16 protein-coding genes and 1 tRNA gene are annotated in these 18,286 nt (G+C 67.5%); all 17 read right to left on the bottom strand.

What is annotated here, in order from left to right:
* Nucleotides 1-39 precede the first annotated feature (39 nt).
* Nucleotides 40-1,227, bottom strand: a complete 1,188-nt coding sequence (locus JR064_RS03025; RefSeq protein ID WP_225209651.1) for a GumK N-terminal domain-containing glycosyltransferase — start codon at nt 1,225-1,227, stop codon at nt 40-42.
* A 52-nt stretch (nt 1,228-1,279) separates the two neighbouring features.
* The gene (locus JR064_RS03020) at nt 1,280-2,785 is read right to left on the bottom strand and encodes a lipopolysaccharide biosynthesis protein (protein WP_206228783.1); all 1,506 of its coding nucleotides are present in this window, start codon (nt 2,783-2,785) and stop codon (nt 1,280-1,282) included.
* Nucleotides 2,782-3,831, bottom strand: coding sequence for a glycosyltransferase (locus tag JR064_RS03015; RefSeq protein WP_206228782.1), 1,050 nt, complete (start codon nt 3,829-3,831; stop codon nt 2,782-2,784). Before JR064_RS03015 ends, JR064_RS03020 begins: the two co-directional genes overlap by 4 nt.
* Nucleotides 3,828-4,961 (bottom strand): glycosyltransferase family 4 protein, encoded by a 1,134-nt coding sequence (locus JR064_RS03010; protein WP_206228781.1) that lies wholly within the window; start codon nt 4,959-4,961, stop codon nt 3,828-3,830. Before JR064_RS03010 ends, JR064_RS03015 begins: the two co-directional genes overlap by 4 nt.
* Before the next feature lie 43 nt (nt 4,962-5,004).
* Entirely contained in the window at nt 5,005-6,102 is a 1,098-nt protein-coding gene (locus JR064_RS03005; protein ID WP_206228780.1) for an acyltransferase family protein, read from the bottom strand.
* Nucleotides 6,099-7,355, bottom strand: coding sequence for a polysaccharide biosynthesis protein GumE (locus JR064_RS03000; protein ID WP_206228941.1), 1,257 nt, complete (start codon nt 7,353-7,355; stop codon nt 6,099-6,101). The genes JR064_RS03005 and JR064_RS03000 overlap by 4 nt, the downstream gene beginning before the upstream one ends.
* 247 nt (nt 7,356-7,602) lie before the next feature.
* The gene (locus tag JR064_RS02995; RefSeq protein WP_179565367.1) at nt 7,603-9,063 is read right to left on the bottom strand and encodes an undecaprenyl-phosphate glucose phosphotransferase; all 1,461 of its coding nucleotides are present in this window, start codon (nt 9,061-9,063) and stop codon (nt 7,603-7,605) included.
* Nucleotides 9,064-9,380: 317 nt separating this feature from the next.
* A complete protein-coding gene (locus JR064_RS02990) occupies nt 9,381-10,808 on the bottom strand; it encodes a GumC family protein (RefSeq protein ID WP_206228940.1) in 1,428 nt (475 codons plus the stop codon).
* Nucleotides 10,790-11,491 carry a polysaccharide biosynthesis/export family protein gene (locus JR064_RS02985; RefSeq protein WP_206228779.1) on the bottom strand — a complete coding sequence of 234 codons (702 nt, stop codon included), beginning with the start codon at nt 11,489-11,491 and terminating at the stop codon, nt 10,790-10,792. Before JR064_RS02985 ends, JR064_RS02990 begins: the two co-directional genes overlap by 19 nt.
* Nucleotides 11,492-12,102: 611 nt before the next feature.
* Nucleotides 12,103-12,179 (bottom strand) — tRNA-Pro (locus tag JR064_RS02980).
* Between the two features lie 97 nt (nt 12,180-12,276).
* Nucleotides 12,277-12,633, bottom strand: a complete 357-nt coding sequence (locus tag JR064_RS02975) for a MerR family transcriptional regulator (protein ID WP_009597860.1) — start codon at nt 12,631-12,633, stop codon at nt 12,277-12,279.
* The gene (locus JR064_RS02970; protein ID WP_003466661.1) at nt 12,614-12,913 is read right to left on the bottom strand and encodes an integration host factor subunit alpha; all 300 of its coding nucleotides are present in this window, start codon (nt 12,911-12,913) and stop codon (nt 12,614-12,616) included. The genes JR064_RS02975 and JR064_RS02970 overlap by 20 nt, the downstream gene beginning before the upstream one ends.
* A gap of 21 nt (nt 12,914-12,934) precedes the next feature.
* Nucleotides 12,935-15,313 carry a phenylalanine--tRNA ligase subunit beta gene (pheT, locus tag JR064_RS02965; RefSeq protein WP_206228778.1) on the bottom strand — a complete coding sequence of 793 codons (2,379 nt, stop codon included), beginning with the start codon at nt 15,311-15,313 and terminating at the stop codon, nt 12,935-12,937.
* A gap of 137 nt (nt 15,314-15,450) precedes the next feature.
* Complete coding sequence (gene pheS, locus JR064_RS02960) at nt 15,451-16,446, bottom strand: phenylalanine--tRNA ligase subunit alpha (RefSeq protein ID WP_206228777.1); 996 nt, start codon at nt 16,444-16,446, stop codon at nt 15,451-15,453.
* Nucleotides 16,447-16,647: 201 nt separating this feature from the next.
* The gene (rplT, locus tag JR064_RS02955) at nt 16,648-17,007 is read right to left on the bottom strand and encodes a 50S ribosomal protein L20 (RefSeq protein WP_003466653.1); all 360 of its coding nucleotides are present in this window, start codon (nt 17,005-17,007) and stop codon (nt 16,648-16,650) included.
* A 10-nt stretch (nt 17,008-17,017) separates the two neighbouring features.
* Nucleotides 17,018-17,215, bottom strand: a complete 198-nt coding sequence (rpmI, locus tag JR064_RS02950; RefSeq protein ID WP_002811096.1) for a 50S ribosomal protein L35 — start codon at nt 17,213-17,215, stop codon at nt 17,018-17,020.
* 493 nt (nt 17,216-17,708) lie between these two features.
* Nucleotides 17,709-18,248 (bottom strand): translation initiation factor IF-3, encoded by a 540-nt coding sequence (gene infC, locus JR064_RS02945; RefSeq protein ID WP_080601535.1) that lies wholly within the window; start codon nt 18,246-18,248, stop codon nt 17,709-17,711.
* Nucleotides 18,249-18,286: the final 38 nt, after the last annotated feature.

Genomic DNA, 18,286 nt, shown 5'->3' with positions numbered 1-18,286 from the left:
TGTGTACGCGAACGCCGTTCGCGGGCGAGCGGCTCCGTGTCAGGCGGTATCGCCTGCGAAAAGCCGGGTTTCCGGATAGGCCGACGGATCCAGGACACGGTCGGTGGTCTCGGACCAGCTCAGGCATTGGCGATGGCGCACGTGCGGGGCGTGCAGCGCCTTTTCGATCGCCGCGACGATCGAGGCCTCGTCGCCCGGGGTATAGCCGAAGCGCGACTGGTAGCTGCCGACCACCGCGTTCGGACACACCGCCGGCAGGCCGAAGAAATCGTATTGCAGCAGCTTCATCGAGCTGTCGGCCAGATACACCGGCACCTGTTCCGACGCGTACGGCGCGATGCCGAAGCGCGCGTGCTTGATGTAGCCGATGGTCTCGGCGTGCTTCATCTCGCCGTACACCACCACGTTGTCGCCGTAGCCCGGCGCGCGGCCCATGCCCGAGCCGATCACGTGGAAGGTGACCTGCGGGAAGGCGCGGCTGGCGGCGACGAAGAATTCCGGATCGAACAGCATCGAGCCGACCGCCACCGCATGGATGCCCTCGCCGTACGGCGACGGATCGCCGAGCGTGTCCAGGTTGTGGTCCACGCCATGGCCCACATGGAACACGTTGTGGCGGCTGGAAATCTCCTCGGCCATCGCCGGCGACACCAGCGCGATCACGTCCAGGCTCGGCGCCACGCGGTCGAACTCGCGCTCGATGTAGTCGGCGACGTTGATCGTGCTCAGGCCATCGGAGGCACGGTAGACCTTGCGCGCGGTCGGGTTGATGCGTGCCGCCAGCTCGATGAAGGCCACCGCGATGCCGCTTTCGAACACGATCACATCCGCTTCCTGCATCCAGCGCAGCAACGTGGCCGGCGGCTTGGCCGCGTACAGCTTGAACATCAGGTCTTCCAGCGGCCGCAGCCAGCGCCGCCGCGTGTTGAACGGATGCAGCGGCGCGCGCCACAGATAGCAGTCCACGCCGTTGTGCTTGACCACGGTGTTGGCGGTGGCGTCCAGCGGCAACCGCAGGTCGCCCTTCATCCGCGACAGCAGGCTGTAACGCAGCGAGAAGAAGCGCGTGGTACCGCGCTTGGCCAGCTCGTCGGCGATGAAGTGGATGTTGGCGCGGCGCGGCGTGCGGTAGTCGTGCGCCGACAGCACCAGATAGCACGGCGGGCGTCCGGCAAGGGCCGCGGCCGGTGCCGCGGCGAGCGTCGCCGCTGCGGAAGAATCGCTCATGCCATCGCTCCTTTGCGGTAGAGGGGTGTCGGGAAGATCGCCGGATCGCGGGTCATCGTTTGGCCCTGGCATCGCGCAGCAACGTGCGCATGTTGAGGATCGCCATCACGTCGCGGCGGAACGCCGGCCACAGCGCGAACACCAGCACGCAGCCCAGCGCCATCGCCGCGCCGCCCACCGCCAGCTGCTGCCACAGCGAACTGCCGCCCCACTGCTGCGCGGCGAAGTACGCCGCCACGCCGGCCGCGCCGTAGCCGAGGATCGCGCGCAGGCCGTTGTTGAACAATTCCAGCGCCGGCACCTGCGGCGCCACCTTGGCGATCCAGATCACCGACAGCGGCCACATCACCAGCAGGCCCAGGGTGTAGCCGATGGTCACGCCCATCACGCCCCAGGCCGAGCCGGCGAAGATGCAGGCGATCAGCGTCACCCGCCCGACCACCGAATACACCAACTGCTCGCGCATCAGGCCATGCGCCAGGAACACCCAGTAGGTGGCGTAGGACGCGGTCTGGAAGATGCCGCCGAGGGTCAGCACCTGGAACAGCGGCACCGCCGGCCGCCATTGTTCACCGAGCACCAGCACGATCAGCGGCAGCGCCAGCGCGCAGGCGCAGGAGAACAGCGCCACGATCAGGTGCACCATCACCGTCTGCCCGCGCAGCAGGAAGCTGCCGAAGCGCGGCGGATCGTCCTGCAGCTGCGACAGCACCGGCAACGCCACCGAGGTGGCCGGCGCATTGATCTGGTTCAGCGGCATCATCAGCAGCTGGAACGCGCGGTTGTACAGGCCCAGCGCCTCGGCGCCGATGCGGTGGCCGATGATCACCTGGCCGACGTTGCGGCTGGCGTAGCCGAGCAACTGCGCGGCCATCAGGTTCCAGCCGAAGCTCAGGAACGCGCGCATCGGCGCGTCGCGGCGATAGCCGCGCGGCAGCCAGCGCGCGCAGGCGCCGGCGATCGCCAGGTTGACCAGCGCCTGCACCACCTGCTGCCACACCAGCGCCCAGTAGCCGTAGCCGGCCAGGGCCACGCCGACGCCGGCGACCAGGCCCATCACCTGCGCGCCGACATCGCTCAGCGACACCTGGCCGAAGCGCAGCCCACGGCTGAGATGCGCGCGGTACTGGGTGGTCATGCCGTTGAGCAGGAAGGTCACCGCCAGCGCCTGCGAGATACCCAGCAGCGCCGGCTCGCGATAGAAGTGCGCGATCCACGACGAGGACAGGAACACCACGATCGCCAGCACCAGGCCGATGCCGCTGTTGATCCAGAACAGGTTGTCGCGCTGCTCGCGGCTGACGTGCTTGGCCTGGATCGCAGCCGAGGACAGGCCGAAGTCGCGCAGGATCTCGGCCATGCCGACGATCGCGGTGACCATCGCCATCAGCCCGTAGTCGTAGGGCGTCAGCAAGCGCGCCAGCAGCACGATGCCGCCGAACTGCACCACCATCTTCGCCAACTGCCCGGCCATGGTGACGGCGGCGCCACCGGCCGCGCGCGAGCCGAGGCTGCGTTCCGGCGGCGCTGCGGGACCGGGGGTTTCGGTCGTGCTCATGCCCGTGCCTCGCTGCGCACGCCGCGCGCATCCAGATAGCTGCGGTAGTGCTGCACGCCGATCGCGCTCCAGTCGCGCCGCGACAGGTCGGGCACCGCGTCGGCGGGCAGGCGCTGCGCCTGCGCCAGCGCGTCGGCCAGCTGCGCCGCATCCAGTTCGCCCCGATACAGCAGCACCCACTGCGGCCCGACCTCTTCGGCGATCGCCGCATTGGCCTCGTTCCACGGCGCCAGCACCGGCCGCGCCAGCGACAGCGCCAGCAGCAGCGTGCCGGAGTTGTGCATCTGCCGGTACGGCAGCACCACCAGTTCGGCCTCGCCGACTTCGCGCGCCAGCACCTCGTCTTCCACGTACTGCAGCCGCGCGCTGATCCGCGGATCGGCGGCGCAGGCCTGTTCGACCACGGCGCGGATCTGCGCATCGATCGGATTGCCGGCGATGCGCAGGCTCAGCGCCGGGTCGGGCAAGGCCTGCAGCGTCGCGACCAGGGTTTCCACGCCCTTGTACGGGCGCAGCAGGCCGAAATGCAGCAGGCGTCCCGGCACCCGCGGCGGCTGCGGCATCGCCGCGTACCAGTCGCGGTAGTGGCCGTGCAGGATGGTGTCGGTGGCCGGCGCACGCTCCGGCGTGGTCGCGTTGATGCGGATCCAGCGCGCGGTCAGGCGATCGGTCCAGCGCAGCAGCAGGCGCTCGCGCCAGCCCTTGTCCTCGTGCGGGGCCACGTTGTGCAAGGTGCGCACCAGCGGCACGCCGCCGAGCTTGAGCCGCAGCAGCAGCAGCGCCATGCACGCCTGCTTGGCCAGCGTGCCCACCGCCGTCGGGTGCCGCATCATGTATTCCGGCCAGTGCACGTGCAGCACGTCGTAGCGCGACAGCAGCGCCGCGCGCATCGAGAAGAAACGCAACTGCACCTGCTGCGGCAATGCCGCGTACAACTGGGTCAGGTACGGATTGGTGGTCGCGCCCGGCCGCTCGGTCGACAGCAGCACGGTGATCGGCGGTCCCGGCACGCGCGCATCGCCGCTGCAACGCGGTTCGTCGCTCATCGCCCCGCCTCCGTCTTGCCCAGTACCGCGCGGTATTCGTCCAGATAGGCGCCGACCACATGCTCCCAGTCGTAGCGCTGCGCGTAGGCCATGGCCGCCTGCCGCTGCGCGGGGAACGTCGCGTCGGTGGCGGCGGCATAGGCTTGTACCGCAGTGGCGGCGCGCTGCGGATCGGCCGGATCCAGCAGCACGCCTTGCGCCGATTCGCGCACCAGGCGCGCGAACGGCGGAATGTCGCTCAGCACCGGCAACAGACCGGCGCTCATCGCTTCGACCGCGGCCAGGCCGAAGCCTTCGTGACGCGACAGGCACACGAAGTACTGCGCGCTGCCGAGCAGCTGCGCCAGTTCCTCCTGCGACGGCGCCACGCGCAGCTGCACGCGGTCCTGCAGGCCGCGTTCGGCGATCGCCTGCAACAGGTCGGCCTGGGTGAAATCGTATTCGCGCCCGGCCACGATCAGCTGCCAGGCCGGATCCTGCGCCGCCAGCGCGCGCAGCAGGTCCAGCGTTTCCAGCAAGCCCTTGTTGACCGACCAGCGCCCGAAATAGATCAGCGTGCGGCCCGGCGTGGCGCTGCCCTGCCCGGCGAACTTGCTCACATCCACGCCGTTCTCGATCACCCGCAGGCGCTGCGGCGCGACCACCGCCGAGAACACCTGGCCATCGTTCTCGCTGGTCGCCACGACCCGCGCGTAGGCCCGGGCCGAGGCCCGGGTCAGCGTCTTGAACCACAGCATCTTCAGCCGCGAGGCATAGGTGGTGTGGAAGAAGCCGCCATGGGTGGAGACGATCATCGGCGTGCCGTGCAGCACCCGGGTCAAGGCCAGGAAGTCGTAGAAGAAATCGATGCCGTGCACGTGCACCAGATCGGCGCCGCGCAGCGCGGCCAGGACCTTCGGCGCCAGCGGATAACGCGAGGACCCGCGGTACGGCAGCCGCACGATCGGCACGCCCTGATACGCATCGCGCTGCGCGAGCCGCTCCTGCCGCCGGGTGAAGACCCGGTCCAGGGTGACCACCTCGACCTGATCGCGGCCCTGCTGCAGGTGCCGCCGCGCGATGTTCAGCACGACCTCCTCCATGCCGCCCACCGACGGATGGAACTGGCGCACGACGTGAACCACCTTCATTGAACGCTCCCTTGCGCCAGCGCACCGCATTGCGACAGCGCCATCAGGACGCCTCCTGCCGTGCCGGCTCGCGCCGCAGCCCGATCATCCACGGCGCCACGCGCACGATCACCGCGCGCATCGGCACGCTGGCGAGCACCGCCAGCACGCTCACCGACACCGCCCAGGCCGGCCCCCAGGCATCGCCGCGGACCAGGCCGGTACGGCTGGCCACGCCGGCCATGACCGAGAACAGCAACGTATGCGTGCACAGGATCAGCAAGGTGTTGCGTCCGATCCACTGCAGCCACGCCCACTCCTGCACCAGCCGCGCCACGCACAGCGCCATCGCGCTGCCGAGCAGGCTGGCGGCGAGGAAACCGAGCGGCGAATGCCCGAACTTCATCATGTTCACGTCCACCCGGCCGTTGTTCCAGGCGATCGCGAACCACACTGCGCCGAGCAGCAATGCCGCCAGCGCGTTGCCCGTGCGGCTGGTCGGAAGCAGGCCGCTGCGCTTGGCTGCGGCCGCGCCGACCGCGAAGAAACACAGCGACACCGGTAGTACATCCAGCGCAAACGGAAGCCGGTAATCCTGGGTCGGGAACCAGATCGCCCAGCCCCAGGCCAGCAGCAGCGACAACACCGCCAGCATCTCCAGCGACAGGCGCCGGCGCAGGTACAGATAGCTCAGCGTGGTCACGAACAGCGCCGGCAGGAACCACAACGCCGGCATCACGTAGAGCTTGGGGCCGATGCCGCTGACCAGGCCCAGCAACGGTTCCCACCACGGCCGGTCGCCCCACAGCTGCGCCTTGGAACCGATGTTGCGGGTCAGCATCCAGTACGCGTAGGCGACCAGGAAGAACGCCAGATACGGCAGCAACAGGCTGCGCGCCAGCTTGGTCCAGGTCGCCATGCCCAGCGGCCGCTTGCCGAACGCCTCGCCGACCCAGCCGGACAGCACGAAGAACATCGGCACGTGGAAGCTGTAGGCCAGGATCACATAGGCATGCGGGATGCCCTTGGCGTGGCCGAACACCACCAGCAGGATCGCCAGCGCCTTGGCCGCGTCGATGCGCGCATCGCGCGTGCCGCGCACGCCGCTGCGGGCCGGCTGCTCGGCCAGCACCGTCTGCAGTGCCTGCGTGGAGGCGCTCATGTCGCCACCGCCGCACGCGGCGTGGTGTCGGTTGCCGGCGGCAATGCCGCCGCCACTGCGCGCCGCGGCACCATCTGCCACAGGCAGCCGCAGACGAACCACCACAGCGCCGCGGTCTTGATCGAGAAGTAGCCGTTGGAGACCAGCAGGCTCAACGCGAACGCAAAGATCAGCAAATTCTTGAACAGCTGGCCCTCGATCGTGCGCATCAGCATCGCGAACGAATAGGCCAGCAGGAACGCCAGCACCAGCACCACCGACTGCGAGGAGATGAAATAGGCGATGCCGCTGTCGAAATACTTGTACGGCGTGTCGAAATCCAGGCCCAGCCACGATTCGGCGGTCATGTTGCGGATCGAGTACACGGTGAAGAACACCCGCCCCAGGGTGGTGTCCTCGTAGCTCTGGATGCCGGACGCCCACACCATCAGCCACGCGCCCAGCAACACGCCGAAGAAGATCAGGAAGCCCAGGCGCTGGTCCATGCGCAGCAGCAGCGGGGTCAGCGCCACCATCATCACGCAGGTGCCGGCGGCCAGGCGTCCGTCCGAGGCCACGATCAGGAAGCCGATCATCGCCACCGACGCGGCGATCCCCACCGGCCGCATCCAGCGCCAGAAGGTCAGCAGGATCGCGGTGAAGAAGATGATGAAGTTGCCCATCGTCACCGGCTCGATGAACACCGAGGAGGCGCGCGGCAGGTTGGAGGACGGCAGGAAGTTGCGCGCGCCCGGCCGGGTCGCGCTGACGAACAGGTTGCTGTCCTGGTTCCAGAAGCTCGACGCGCTGGCGCCGCGCGCATTGACGAAGTAGCTCTTCGGGTTGACCACGTCGCCGTAGACCTTGGGCAGGGCCAGCTCGAACGCCGCCACCAGCGACACGATCAGCGCCATGCGCAGAAAAAGTTTTGGCAACGAACCGGTATAGGCCGCGCCCAGCACCAGGAACGCGAACGGGATCAGCGCGTCGCGGAAGAACTTGGGATCGATCGACCAGACCAGGAACAGCCGCACCAGCATCAGCAGCGCCAGCAGGCCGATGCCGGTGAACACCATCGCCGTGCGCTTGCGGTCCAGCGACCACAGGCCGATCAGGAAGCAGGCGCCGTAGATCGCCAGTTCCGCGACATAGGTCATCGCCGGGCTGACCCGGAACACCTTGGCGTTCACCACTGCGAGCAGGAAGTTGTAGCCGATGGCGAACAGCAGCACCAGTTCGATCAGAAGATTGTGGCGCTGCTCGCGCAGCGTCATCGGCGGCGCATCGATGGCGGTATTCAGCACGCGGCACCTCGCTGCGCGACGCGACGCGTCACGGGTTGCGACAACGGCGGCCGCAACGTGCCCATGGCGGAACGCCCCGCGTGCACGGCACGGCGGCAAGCGACCTCGATGGCGCCGCGGCCCGCGCCCCAGCCGCCGCCGTCCCCGCCACCGGCGGCGACGACGGGGCGGCGCCGGCAGTGGGGACGGTCGGCGCGATAACGGTACATCGGGCGCATCAGTAGGCGGTCTTCTGCCCGAGCACCTTCACTGCGGTGAGCACGATGATCCGCGTATCCAGCCACAGCGACCAGCGGCGGATGTAATCCAGATCGTATTGGATGCGCTTCTTCATCGTCCGCAGCTCCGGCGTCTCGCCGCGGAACCCGTTGACCTGGGCCCAACCGGTGATGCCCGGCTTGACGTAGTGCCGCTGCATGTAATGGTTGATCAGCTTCTCGTAGTGGGTGTTGTGCTGCGCCGCATGCGGCCGCGGCCCCACCACCGACATGCTGCCGCCGAGCACGTTGAACAGCTGCGGCAGCTCGTCCAGGCTGCTGCGGCGCAGGAACGCGCCGAACGGGGTGACCCGGCTGTCGCCGCGCTTGGCCTGCACCACCACGTCGCTGGGTTCCTGCTGCACGCGCATCGAGCGGAACTTGTACATGTAGAACTCGCGGCCGCCCAGGCCATGGCGGCGCTGGCGGAAGAACACCGGACCCGGCGAACTCAGCTTCACGCCCACCGCGATCGCCAGCATCACCGGCCACAGCATCGCCAGCGCGGCCAGCGCGACCAGCTTGTCCTGCAGCGCCTTGGCGACCACGAAGTAGGTGTTGCGGTCCACCCCGCCCTGGCGCAGGTTGATCACCGGCACGTTGCCGATCTGGTCGCCGGACTGGTTGAGCATGCCGAAGTCGAACAGGTCCGGGATCAGCCTGACCTGGATCGGATAGCGGTCCATCTGCTGCAGCAGCTGCTTGATGTGGTCGCGCTCGCCCAGCGGCAGCGAGATCCATACCTGCTCGACCTCGTTGTTGTTGAGGTAGTCGATCAGCGACTCCGGCGTGCCGGCCCCCAGGCACTGCAGCTTCTTCGGATGATCGGCCACCGACAGGTCGTAGTCGCTGCTGAAATAGCCGACCAGTTGCATGCCCACCCACGGATTGCGGCTCAGGTAGTTGTGGATCTTGACCACCGGATGGCGCAGGCCGACCACCACCACGCGCTGCACGTCCACGCCTTCCGAGCGCAGGTGGTTGAGCACGCCGCGCACCATGGTGCGCGAGACCAGCAAGGTGGCCAGACTGGTGGCGAACCACAGGCCGATCCATAGCCGCGAGACCTGCTGCCCGAACTGCACCACGAAGGCATGCACCGCGAACAGCGCGAACACGCCGCCGCAGGCCAGGCTCAGCACCATCATCTCGCGCATCAGGCCGCGTCCGCGCCAGCTGCGGTACAGCGGAAACAGCGCGAAACAGATCACCGCGTACAGCAACGTGGTGCCGATCGCGACGCGGTAGGACGCTTCCGGCATCCAGTTGCCGAACAGCAGGCGGTGGGTCAGCAGCGCACCGGCGACGATGACCGTCAGATCCGATACGCGTAGCAGGATATCCGCCGCGGCTGCATATTTGGACAGCAGGCGGGGGGACGACGTTGTATAGGTGGCGCTACTCAGGTCTGCCAGAAGCATGGTCGGGATTCCTATCCAAACTCGGTCGGTGGCATGCGGGGGAACATGCGACGTATGCGAGCCTCGATCTCATCTGCCAGTGGACCGCTGCGGTGCCTTCCTCACCGACCCCAGGTCCACGGCAGCCCATGTTTATTTCAACAGAACCGCGACTGCGTACAACCGGTCAGGAAAATAATGGAACACCTCTGTACTTAGCTGAACCACGTATCACCTCACTGAAGAATTTGCGTAGGAAACATGACGATGTGCCTGCGTCGTCGCATCGGTCGCGACCGCGGTCACGGCGCATCGCAGCAGGCGTCGCGCCGCGCGCTTCATGCCGCTGCCGCCGCCTGCGCTTCGCGCAGGAAGTAGCGGATCAGGGCGATGGCGATCGCCGAGAACAGGCCGAACACGAACGCCAGCGCCAGGTTCAGCAAGGTCTTCGGCGAACTCGGCTTGCCCGGCACGTCGGCGCGGTCGACGATCGACACGTTGTTGGTGCCCACGTTGCCGGCCACGCCGATCTCCTTGTAGCGCTGCAGCAGCGCGTCGTAGAGCTGGCGGTTGGTGTCGGCTTCGCGCCGCAGCATGTTGTAACGGATGCTGCGGGTCTGCAGATCCAGCTCGTCGTTCTTCAGGCTGGAGATGCGTTCGGACAACAGCGTCTCCTGCTGCCGCGCCGCTTCGTAATCGTTCTTCAGCCCGCTGCGGATGTTGGCGATCTCGTTGCCGATCTGGCGCTTGGTCTCGGCGATCTGGTTCTGCAGGCGCTGCATCTCCGGGTAGCCCGGCTGGAAGGTGGCCAGCTTCTGCTGGTAGTCGGCCGCCAGCTTGGCCTGCTCGGCGCGCAGGCTCTGGATCAGCGGGCTGCTGATCACCTGCGGCAGGCCCATGCCGTCGCCGATCCCGGCCTGGCGCCAGGCCGACTCGGCCTTGATCCGCGCATCCTGCGCGGCGGCCAGGCGCACGTTCAACTCGCTCATGTTCTGCGTCGGCAGCGACGGCTTGTCGTCGCCCAGCGACACGATCTGCTCCTTGCTGGAGTAGTCGACCGCGTTCTTCTCCGACTCTTCCACCTTGTCGCGCAGCTGCTCCAGCCGCTCGGACAGGTACTTGGCGGCGAACGAGGACGCCTGCAGGCGCCGCTCCTGGGTCGAGGCGATGAACATCTTGGCGTAGGTGTTGGCCACGCGCGTGGCCAGCACCCGGTCGGGCGAATCGAAATTGATCCGCACCAGCCGCGAATCGCGCACCGGCTCGATCGTCAACGCGTCCAGCACCGGGCCGACCAGCGCATTTTCGGCGGCGGCGGCGCGCGCCTCCGGCGACGGGGCACGGCCATCGCCATTGCCCTGCAGCTTCTCCAGCGCCTCGTCGACCAGCGGCTTGAACGTCGGGTCCTGGGTCAGCCGCGCCTCGCGGATCACCGCGCGGGCCAGCGAACGGCTGCCGAGCAGCTCGTACTGGGTCTGGTAGAAATCGCGATCCTGCGGCGATTCCACCGGCATCAGGTTGGCCACGTTGGTGACGTTCAAGGACTCGCGCTCGATCTGCAGCACGCTGGTGGCGCGGTACTTGGGCGTCATCAATAACGTTACCAGCAGCGCCAGCGCGACGACCGCCACGGTCAGGCCAACGATCAGCCAGCGCTGCCGGTACAGGGCGTTCCAGTAGTCCAGCAGGCTGATGTCGGCCGGGCTCAGCGGCGCCGAGGAGGTGCGGGCATGCATGCTCGAGGAACTCATCGGTATGCCCGCCAGACCATGACGAACGGGGTCAGCTGCACCATCGTGCGCAGCACGACGAGCGCATCGGAGCGGTACACCACGACGATGTCGCCGCCGTAGATTTCAGGATCCGGCGAGACGCCCTTCTGGATATCGCGCAGATCGAAACGGGCCAGCATCTTCTGCCCGCCGACGTTGCGGAACACCACCACGTTGCCGCGGCTGGCCACGTCGCTGACGCCCTTGCCCAGCGACAGCGCCTGCTGCAGGGTCAGCGCCGAACCGGCGATCGGGTAGATGCCCGGCTCGCCCACCGCGCCGGTGACGGTCACCCGGTTGCCGGTGAACTCGTCGACCAGCACCGACACCTGCGGGTTCTGCAGATAGCCGTTGCGGTAGCGTTGGGTGATGTCCTTCTGCAATGCGTTGACGCTGAGTCCGGCGGCCTTGATGTCGCCGACCAGCGGCAGCGAGATGCGGCCCTCGTTGTCGACCCGCACCTGGCGCTCCAGGTCGTCCACCTGGAACACCTTGACCGTCAGCAGGTCGCCGGGGCCGAGCAGGTACTCCGGCTGCCCCATGGAGGCGGCCAGCGGATCGCCTGCCGGCAATTCCGTCAGCATCTTCGGCCCGGTGCTGCTGCACCCGGTCAGGAAGACCAGACAAGAAAGGGCCAGACACAATGCCCAGTTGAACGTACCGGAGAGTTTACCCATGCGCGATGCAGACGCCCTCTGTCGAGTGGTTTTGGGAACGCCGCACTCCTCTATCCGGCCAGCGCTCCATCACCGGTCGGGTAAGACGATTGCAGTGTCATTTCCTGCCTGGGACGACCGCCCAGGCCAACAGCGAAGCCTCGTGTTGCAGTGCACTATGGCACAGCTACCCGCCCTCACCAAGACATCTTGCGGCATTTTTTTGACGCTATACCGCGTGGATTCAAGTACATGTCCGAATATTCAGCATGTTCAACGAAGCCACGTCGCAAAATACACGACGTTAACGTGACGCATGTCAAGGCGTTGACGGTCCTCGTCCGCAGTTCGCTACCGGATTTCCGTCCCGGTCGTCGCAGGTCCCGCGGCGGCCGCAGCAGGCATCGCATCGACCCGAGCGCGTTTGTCTACACCCTCGTCCGAACGGTCCTGCAGCCGATCCGCGACGGGACGGCACCAGTGGCGCGCGCCACCAGCGTCCGCCGCGGGGCGAGCACTGCGGCGACTGCCTGCCGATCGCCGGTTACGCCGGCTGCATGTTTGTGGCGGCCCGGACGGCCCACCCCCGCAAAACGAAAAAGGCCCATGTCGCTGACATGGGCCTTCGAAGATGGTCGGGGTAGCCGGATTCGAACCGACGACCACTAGTCCCCCAGACTAGTGCGCTACCAGGCTGCGCTATACCCCGGTAAAAACTCCGCCGTTGCGGCGGTCCCGCCTCGCGGCGAGCTGGCGATTATAGCGGGATTGGCGCGGCCATTCCTAGCCGGTCGCGCGGTTGCCGCTCAGCGCCGCAGCAACTGCAGCACTTCTTCCAGTTCCTGCCGCACCTGCTTGATGATCTGGTTGCTCAGCGCCGACTCCTGCCGCGCGCCCTCGCCTTCCAGGCGCAGACGCGCGCCGCCGATCGTATAGCCCTGTTCGTACAGCAGGCTGCGGATCTGCCGCACCATCAGCACGTCGTGGCGCTGGTAGTAGCGGCGGTTGCCGCGGCGCTTGACCGGTTCCAGGCTGGGGAATTCGGTTTCCCAGTAGCGCAGCACGTGCGGTTTGACGTCGCACAGCTCGCTGACCTCACCGATGGTGAAGTAGCGCTTGGCCGGAATCGGCGGAAGTTCGCGGTTACTGCCCGGGTCCAGCATAAGCCTCCACTCGCTCCTTGAGCTTCTGTCCCGGGCGGAAGGTCACCACCGTCCGCGCCGAGATCGGGATTTCTTCGCCGGTCTTGGGATTGCGACCGGGCCGTTGGTTCTTGCGGCGCAGATCGAAGTTGCCGAAACCGGACAGCTTCACCTGCCGTCCCTGCTCCAGCGCATCGCGCAGCACATCGAAGAAAGCATCGACGAATTCCTTGGCCTCGCGCTTGTTCAGCCCGACTTCGTCGAACAACCGTTCGGCCATTTCCGCTTTGGTCAACGCCATTGCCCTGCTATCCCCTACGTCTCAGCCGCGAATCCGCGCATCGTGTTCGCGCGCCAGCGCCGCCACCGCATCGGCGACCACGGCATCCACATCGCGATCCGTCAGAGTGCGCGAGTTGTCCTGCAAAATCAAGCCCATAGCGAGACTCTTGAAACCCGCCTCGACCCCCGGCCCGACGTAGCGATCGAACAGCACCACGTCGCGCAGCAGCGGCCCGACCGCGCCGCGCACGCTGCTCGCCAGCGCCGACCAGGCCACCGCCTCGGGCACCAGGAAGGCCAGGTCGCGGCGCACCGACGGGAACCGCGACAGCTCGGCGGCACGCGGCAGCGCACGCGCCGCCAGCGGCGCCAGATCCAGCTCGAAGCCGAGCACCTCCACGTCGATCTGCATGGCCTGCAACAGGCGCGGATGCAACTGGCCGATCCAGCCGATCCGCGCGCCATCGCGGTACACGTCGGCCGCACGGGTCGGATGCGCGAACGGCAGCGCCGACGGACGGTAGTCCAGGCGCGCGCCGGCGGCACTGGCCAGCGCGTCCAGGTCGCCCTTCAGGTCGTGGAAGTCGACCTTGCGTGCCGGCAGGCCCCACTGCAGCGCATCGGCATCGCCGCACACCGCGGCCGCCACGCGCTGCGTCTCCGCCGGCGCGGCGCCGGCCGTCGCCGCGGCCGCGAATACCTTGCCCAGCTCGAACAGGCGCACCCGCCCGGCCTGGCGGGCGACGTTGCGGCCCAGCGCCGCGACCAGCCCCGGCAACAGCGACGGACGCATCACCGCCAGTTCGGCGCTGAGCGGATTAGCCAGCGCCACGCGTCCGGCGTCCAGGCCCCACTGGTCGAGCAGGGCCGCATCGACGAAGGCGTAGTTGATGGTTTCCAGCATCTCGCGCGCGACCAACTGGCGGCGCACGCTCAATTCGTCCAGTTGCGTCTCGCTGCCCATGGCAATGCGCGAGGCGCCGCCCGGCAGCGTGGTCGGCAAGCGGTCGTAGCCGTGGATGCGCGCCAGCTCCTCGATCAGGTCTTCTTCCAGGGCGATATCGAAGCGGCGGCTGGGCGCGGTGACCTGCCAGCCATTGCCGGTTGCGACGACCTCCATGCCCAGCGCGCGCAGGATGCGCTCGACGTCGGCGTCGACGATCTCGATGCCGAGCACGCGCACGATGCGCGCGCGGCGCAGCGTGATCGGCGCCGGCGTCGGCAGGTGCTCGCGCAGCTCGGCCTCCACCACCGGGCCGGCGCGGCCGCCGGCCAGTTCCAGCACCAGCCGCGTCGCCAGTTCCAGCGCCGGCCGCGGCAGCGCCGGATCCACGCCGCGCTCGAAACGGTGGCCGGCATCGGTGTGCAGGCCGACCTTGCGGCCGCGGCCCATGATCGCCGCCGGCGCGAAGTGCGCGGCCTCCAGGAACACATGCCGGGTCGCATCGGTGACGCGGGTGTCGTGGCCGCCCATCAAGCCAGCCAGCGCGACCACGCGGTCGCCGTCGGTGACGGCCAGGAAGCTGTCGTCGAGCGTCGCGTCGCGGCCGTCGAGCAATTTCAGCGTTTCCCCGGCACGCGCGCGGCGCACGCCGACCGGGCCGCGCAGCGTCTCCAGGTCGAAGGCATGCATCGGCTGCCCCAGTTCCAGCATCACGTACTGGGTGATATCGACCAGCAGCGACACCGGGCGCACGCCGCTGCGGCGCAGGCGTTCGGCCATCCACAGCGGCGTCTTCGCCGCCGGGTCGATATCCTCGACGACGCGGCCGCAGTAGCGCGGCGCATCGCCGCCCGCCTGCAGGCGCACCTCGAGGTGGCGCTCGCTGGCGACGGCGACCGGCTCGGCCGCGAACGGCAGCACTTCGCTGGCGCAGGCCGCGGCCACGTCGTAGGCGATGCCGCGCACGCCGAAGCAATCGGCGCGGTTCGGGGTCAGCTTGATCTCGATGCTGGCGTCGGGCAGGCCCAGGTACTCGGCCAGCGCCTGGCCGATCGGCGCGTCGTCGGGCAGTTCGAACAGGCCCGACGCATCGCTGTCCAGGCCCAGCTCCTTGGCCGAGCACAACATGCCGTTGGACTCCACGCCGCGCAGCTTGGCCGCCTTGATCGCGATGCCGCCGACCTGGGCGCCGACCAGCGCCAGCGGCGCGACCAGCCCGGCGCGCGCGTTCGGCGCGCCGCAGACGATCTGCAGCAAGCCGCCCTGCCCGGCATCGACCTGGCACACCTGCAGCCGATCGGCTTCCGGATGCCGCACCGCTTCGACGATGCGCGCCACCACCACCTGCTGCAGCGATTCGCCGAGCGGCGTGACCTCTTCGACCTCCAGACCGATGGCGGTCAGGGTCGCGGCCAGTTCATCGCGCGTGGCCTGGGTGGGGACGTGGCTGCGCAGCCAGTTTTCGCTGAATTTCATTGAGGGGCCGGGAATCGAGAATGGGGAATGGGGAATGGAAGAGCGGTTTACTGGAACGGACGGAGATGCGGGAAACGAGCTTCAGCCTTGCTTTTACCCATTCCCGATTCCCGATTCCCGTTTCCCGACTCCCAGCCTCAGGCGAACTGCCTAAGGAACCGCACATCGTTCTCGAAGAACGCGCGCAGGTCGTTGACGCCGTAGCGCAGCATCGCGAAGCGCTCCACGCCCATGCCGAAGGCGAAGCCGGTGTAGCGTTCCGGATCGATGCCGACGCTGCGCAGCACGTTCGGATGGACCATGCCGCAGCCGAGCACTTCCAGCCAGCGGGTGCTGCCGTCGGGCTGCTGCCAGGCGATGTCCACTTCCGCGCCGGGTTCGACGAACGGGAAATAGCTGGGGCGGAAACGCATCTCGAAATCGCGCTCGAAGAACGCGCGCACGAACTCGGACAAGGTGCCCTTGAGGTCGGCGAAGGTGGAATGTTCGTCGACCAGCAGGCCTTCGACCTGGTGGAACATCGGCGAATGGGTCTGGTCGCTGTCGCTGCGGTAGACCTTGCCGGCGGCGATCATGCGCAGCGGCGGCGCGTGCTCGCCCATGTAGCGCACCTGCACGCCGGAGGTATGGGTGCGCAGCAGGCGCCCGTCGCCGAAGTAGAAGGTGTCGTGCATCGCCCGCGCCGGATGGTGCGGCGGAAAGTTCAGCGCTTCGAAGTTGTGCCAGTCGTCCTCGATCTCCGGGCCGTCGGACAGTTCGTAGCCCAGCCGCGCGAAGATCTCGGTGATGCGCTCCAGCGTGCGCGTGACCGGATGCAGCCCGCCGCGTTCGCCGCGCCGGCCCGGCAGGGTCACGTCGATGCGCTCGGCGGCCAGGCGCGCATCCAGCGCCGCGCCTTCCAGCAACGCGCGGCGTTCGGCCAGCGCCGCGGAGACCGCATCGCGCGCCTGGTTGATCGCCTCGCCGGCCAGCTTGCGCTGCTCGGGCGGCAGCGCGCCGAGCTGTTTCAGCTGCGCGGTGATGCTGCCGCTCTTGCCCAGCAGCGCGACACGCAGCTGCTCCAGCGCTTCGGGACTGGCCGCCGCGGCGATGTCCGCCAGCGCCTGCCTGCTCAGGGATTCGATCTCACTCATTGCACTCGCGCCTCACTTCAGCCGACCATCCCGACCCGGATCCTGCGCCCGGGAGACACCCCGCGACAGGATCGATCCCGCGATCGGGATGCACAAAACGCAAAAAGGGGAAGGACTCGCGCCCTTCCCCTGCATGTCTGCGATGGCTCCCTCGCCGAACACCCGCACATGGATGCGCGGGCTCCTGCGAGGGCCTCGCACTTATGCCGCCAGCGCGCCCTTTGCCTTCTCAGCCAAGGCGGCAAAGCCCTGCGCGTCGTGCACGGCGATGTCCGCCAGCACCTTGCGATCCAGGGTGATGCCAGCCTTGAGCAGGCCGTTCATGAAACGGCTGTAGCTCAGGCCATTGATGCGGGCCGCCGCGTTGATGCGGGTGATCCACAGCGAACGGAACACGCGCTTCTTCTGCTTGCGGCCGATGTAGGCGTACTGCTGCGCCTTGATCACCGCCTGCTTGGCGACGCGGAAGACCTTGCGACGGGCGTTGTAGTAGCCCTTGGCCAGGTTCAGAACTTTCTTGTGACGACGGCGTGCCTGGACGCCACGTTTTACTCGAGCCATGGTTCAGTCCTCAGAGGTAAGGCAGCATACGGTCAAGACGGCCAGCGTCCTCGGCACGAACATGGTTCGTCTGCCGCAGGTTGCGCTTCCGCTTGGTCGCTTTCTTGGTGAGGATATGGCTACGGTTGGCGTGGCCGCACTTGTACTTGCCGGAGGCGGTCTTGCGGAAACGCTTGGCCGCCGCCCGGTTGGTCTTGATCTTGGGCATTGCAATGTCCTTGATGGTGTTTTGTCACTGGTCAGGGCGGTGGCTGCGCCACGCTTTCCGTCCGTGCCCGTACCGGCTTGTAAGCCCTTGATCCTCAAAGAATCAGGGCGGGTCCTATTGCCGCGTTGACGGCAAACCCGATGTACTGGGCCGCGCATTATGCCAGGGCTTGGAATGCCTTGCAAATCATGGATTTCCCGGGCGCCGGGAATCGGGAATCGGGAATCGAAAAGGCTGCGGCATCGCGGGTGCTTGCGCCATCAGACGGGGACGCGCTCGCAGTGCGCTGCTGCCTCGAACGGATGCCGGCCCCGCCCTGCATGGGTACCGGACCGCATGGCGGGCGACTTGCCCCCGGACAGCGCGCATCCACGCGCCGCTACCGCCAGGCGGCGGCAGCAAGCGACGATCGGAAAACACGAAGGGCGCCAGCAGGCGCCCGGCAGCGGCCGCGCTCCCGCACATGGGCGGGGGCGCGATCCTGAACTGCTGGTCAGCGCTTCTTCGGCGCGATCATCATCACCATCTGCCGACCTTCCAGGCGCGGACGCGATTCGATGACGATGTCTTCGCCGAGGTCGGCTTCGATCCGCGACGCCATTTCGCGCCCGAGTTCCTGGTGGCTCATCTCGCGGCCACGGAAACGGATGTTGACCTTGACCTTGTCGCCCTCTTCGAGGAAGCGACGCATGTTGCGCAGCTTGATCTGGTAATCGCCCTCGTCCGTGACCGGACGGAACTTGATTTCCTTGATCTCGACCTGCTTGGTCTTCTTCTTGGCTTCGTTCGCCTTCTTCTGCTGCTCGAACTTGAACTTGCCGAAGTCCATGATCTTGCAGACCGGCGGATCGGCCTGCGGCTGGATCTCGACCAGGTCGAGCCCATCCTCTTCGGCCAGCGCCAACGCTTCGTCGCGGGTCAACACGCCGACCATCTCGCCGTCCTTGCCGATCACGCGAACGCGCGGGACACGGATCTCTTGGTTCTTGCGGTTCTGTTTGTTGTCAGGGGTACTGATGTTGCAATCTCCCAGGGGAATCGGACCGACGCGGGCGGAGGCTCCGCCCGCAT

Origin of the sequence: Xanthomonas bonasiae (assembly GCF_017163705.1) — a bacterium.
In the GTDB taxonomy this organism is placed as follows: Bacteria; Pseudomonadota; Gammaproteobacteria; order Xanthomonadales; family Xanthomonadaceae; genus Xanthomonas_A; species Xanthomonas_A bonasiae.
This window is presented reverse-complemented; position numbering and strand designations above follow the sequence as displayed.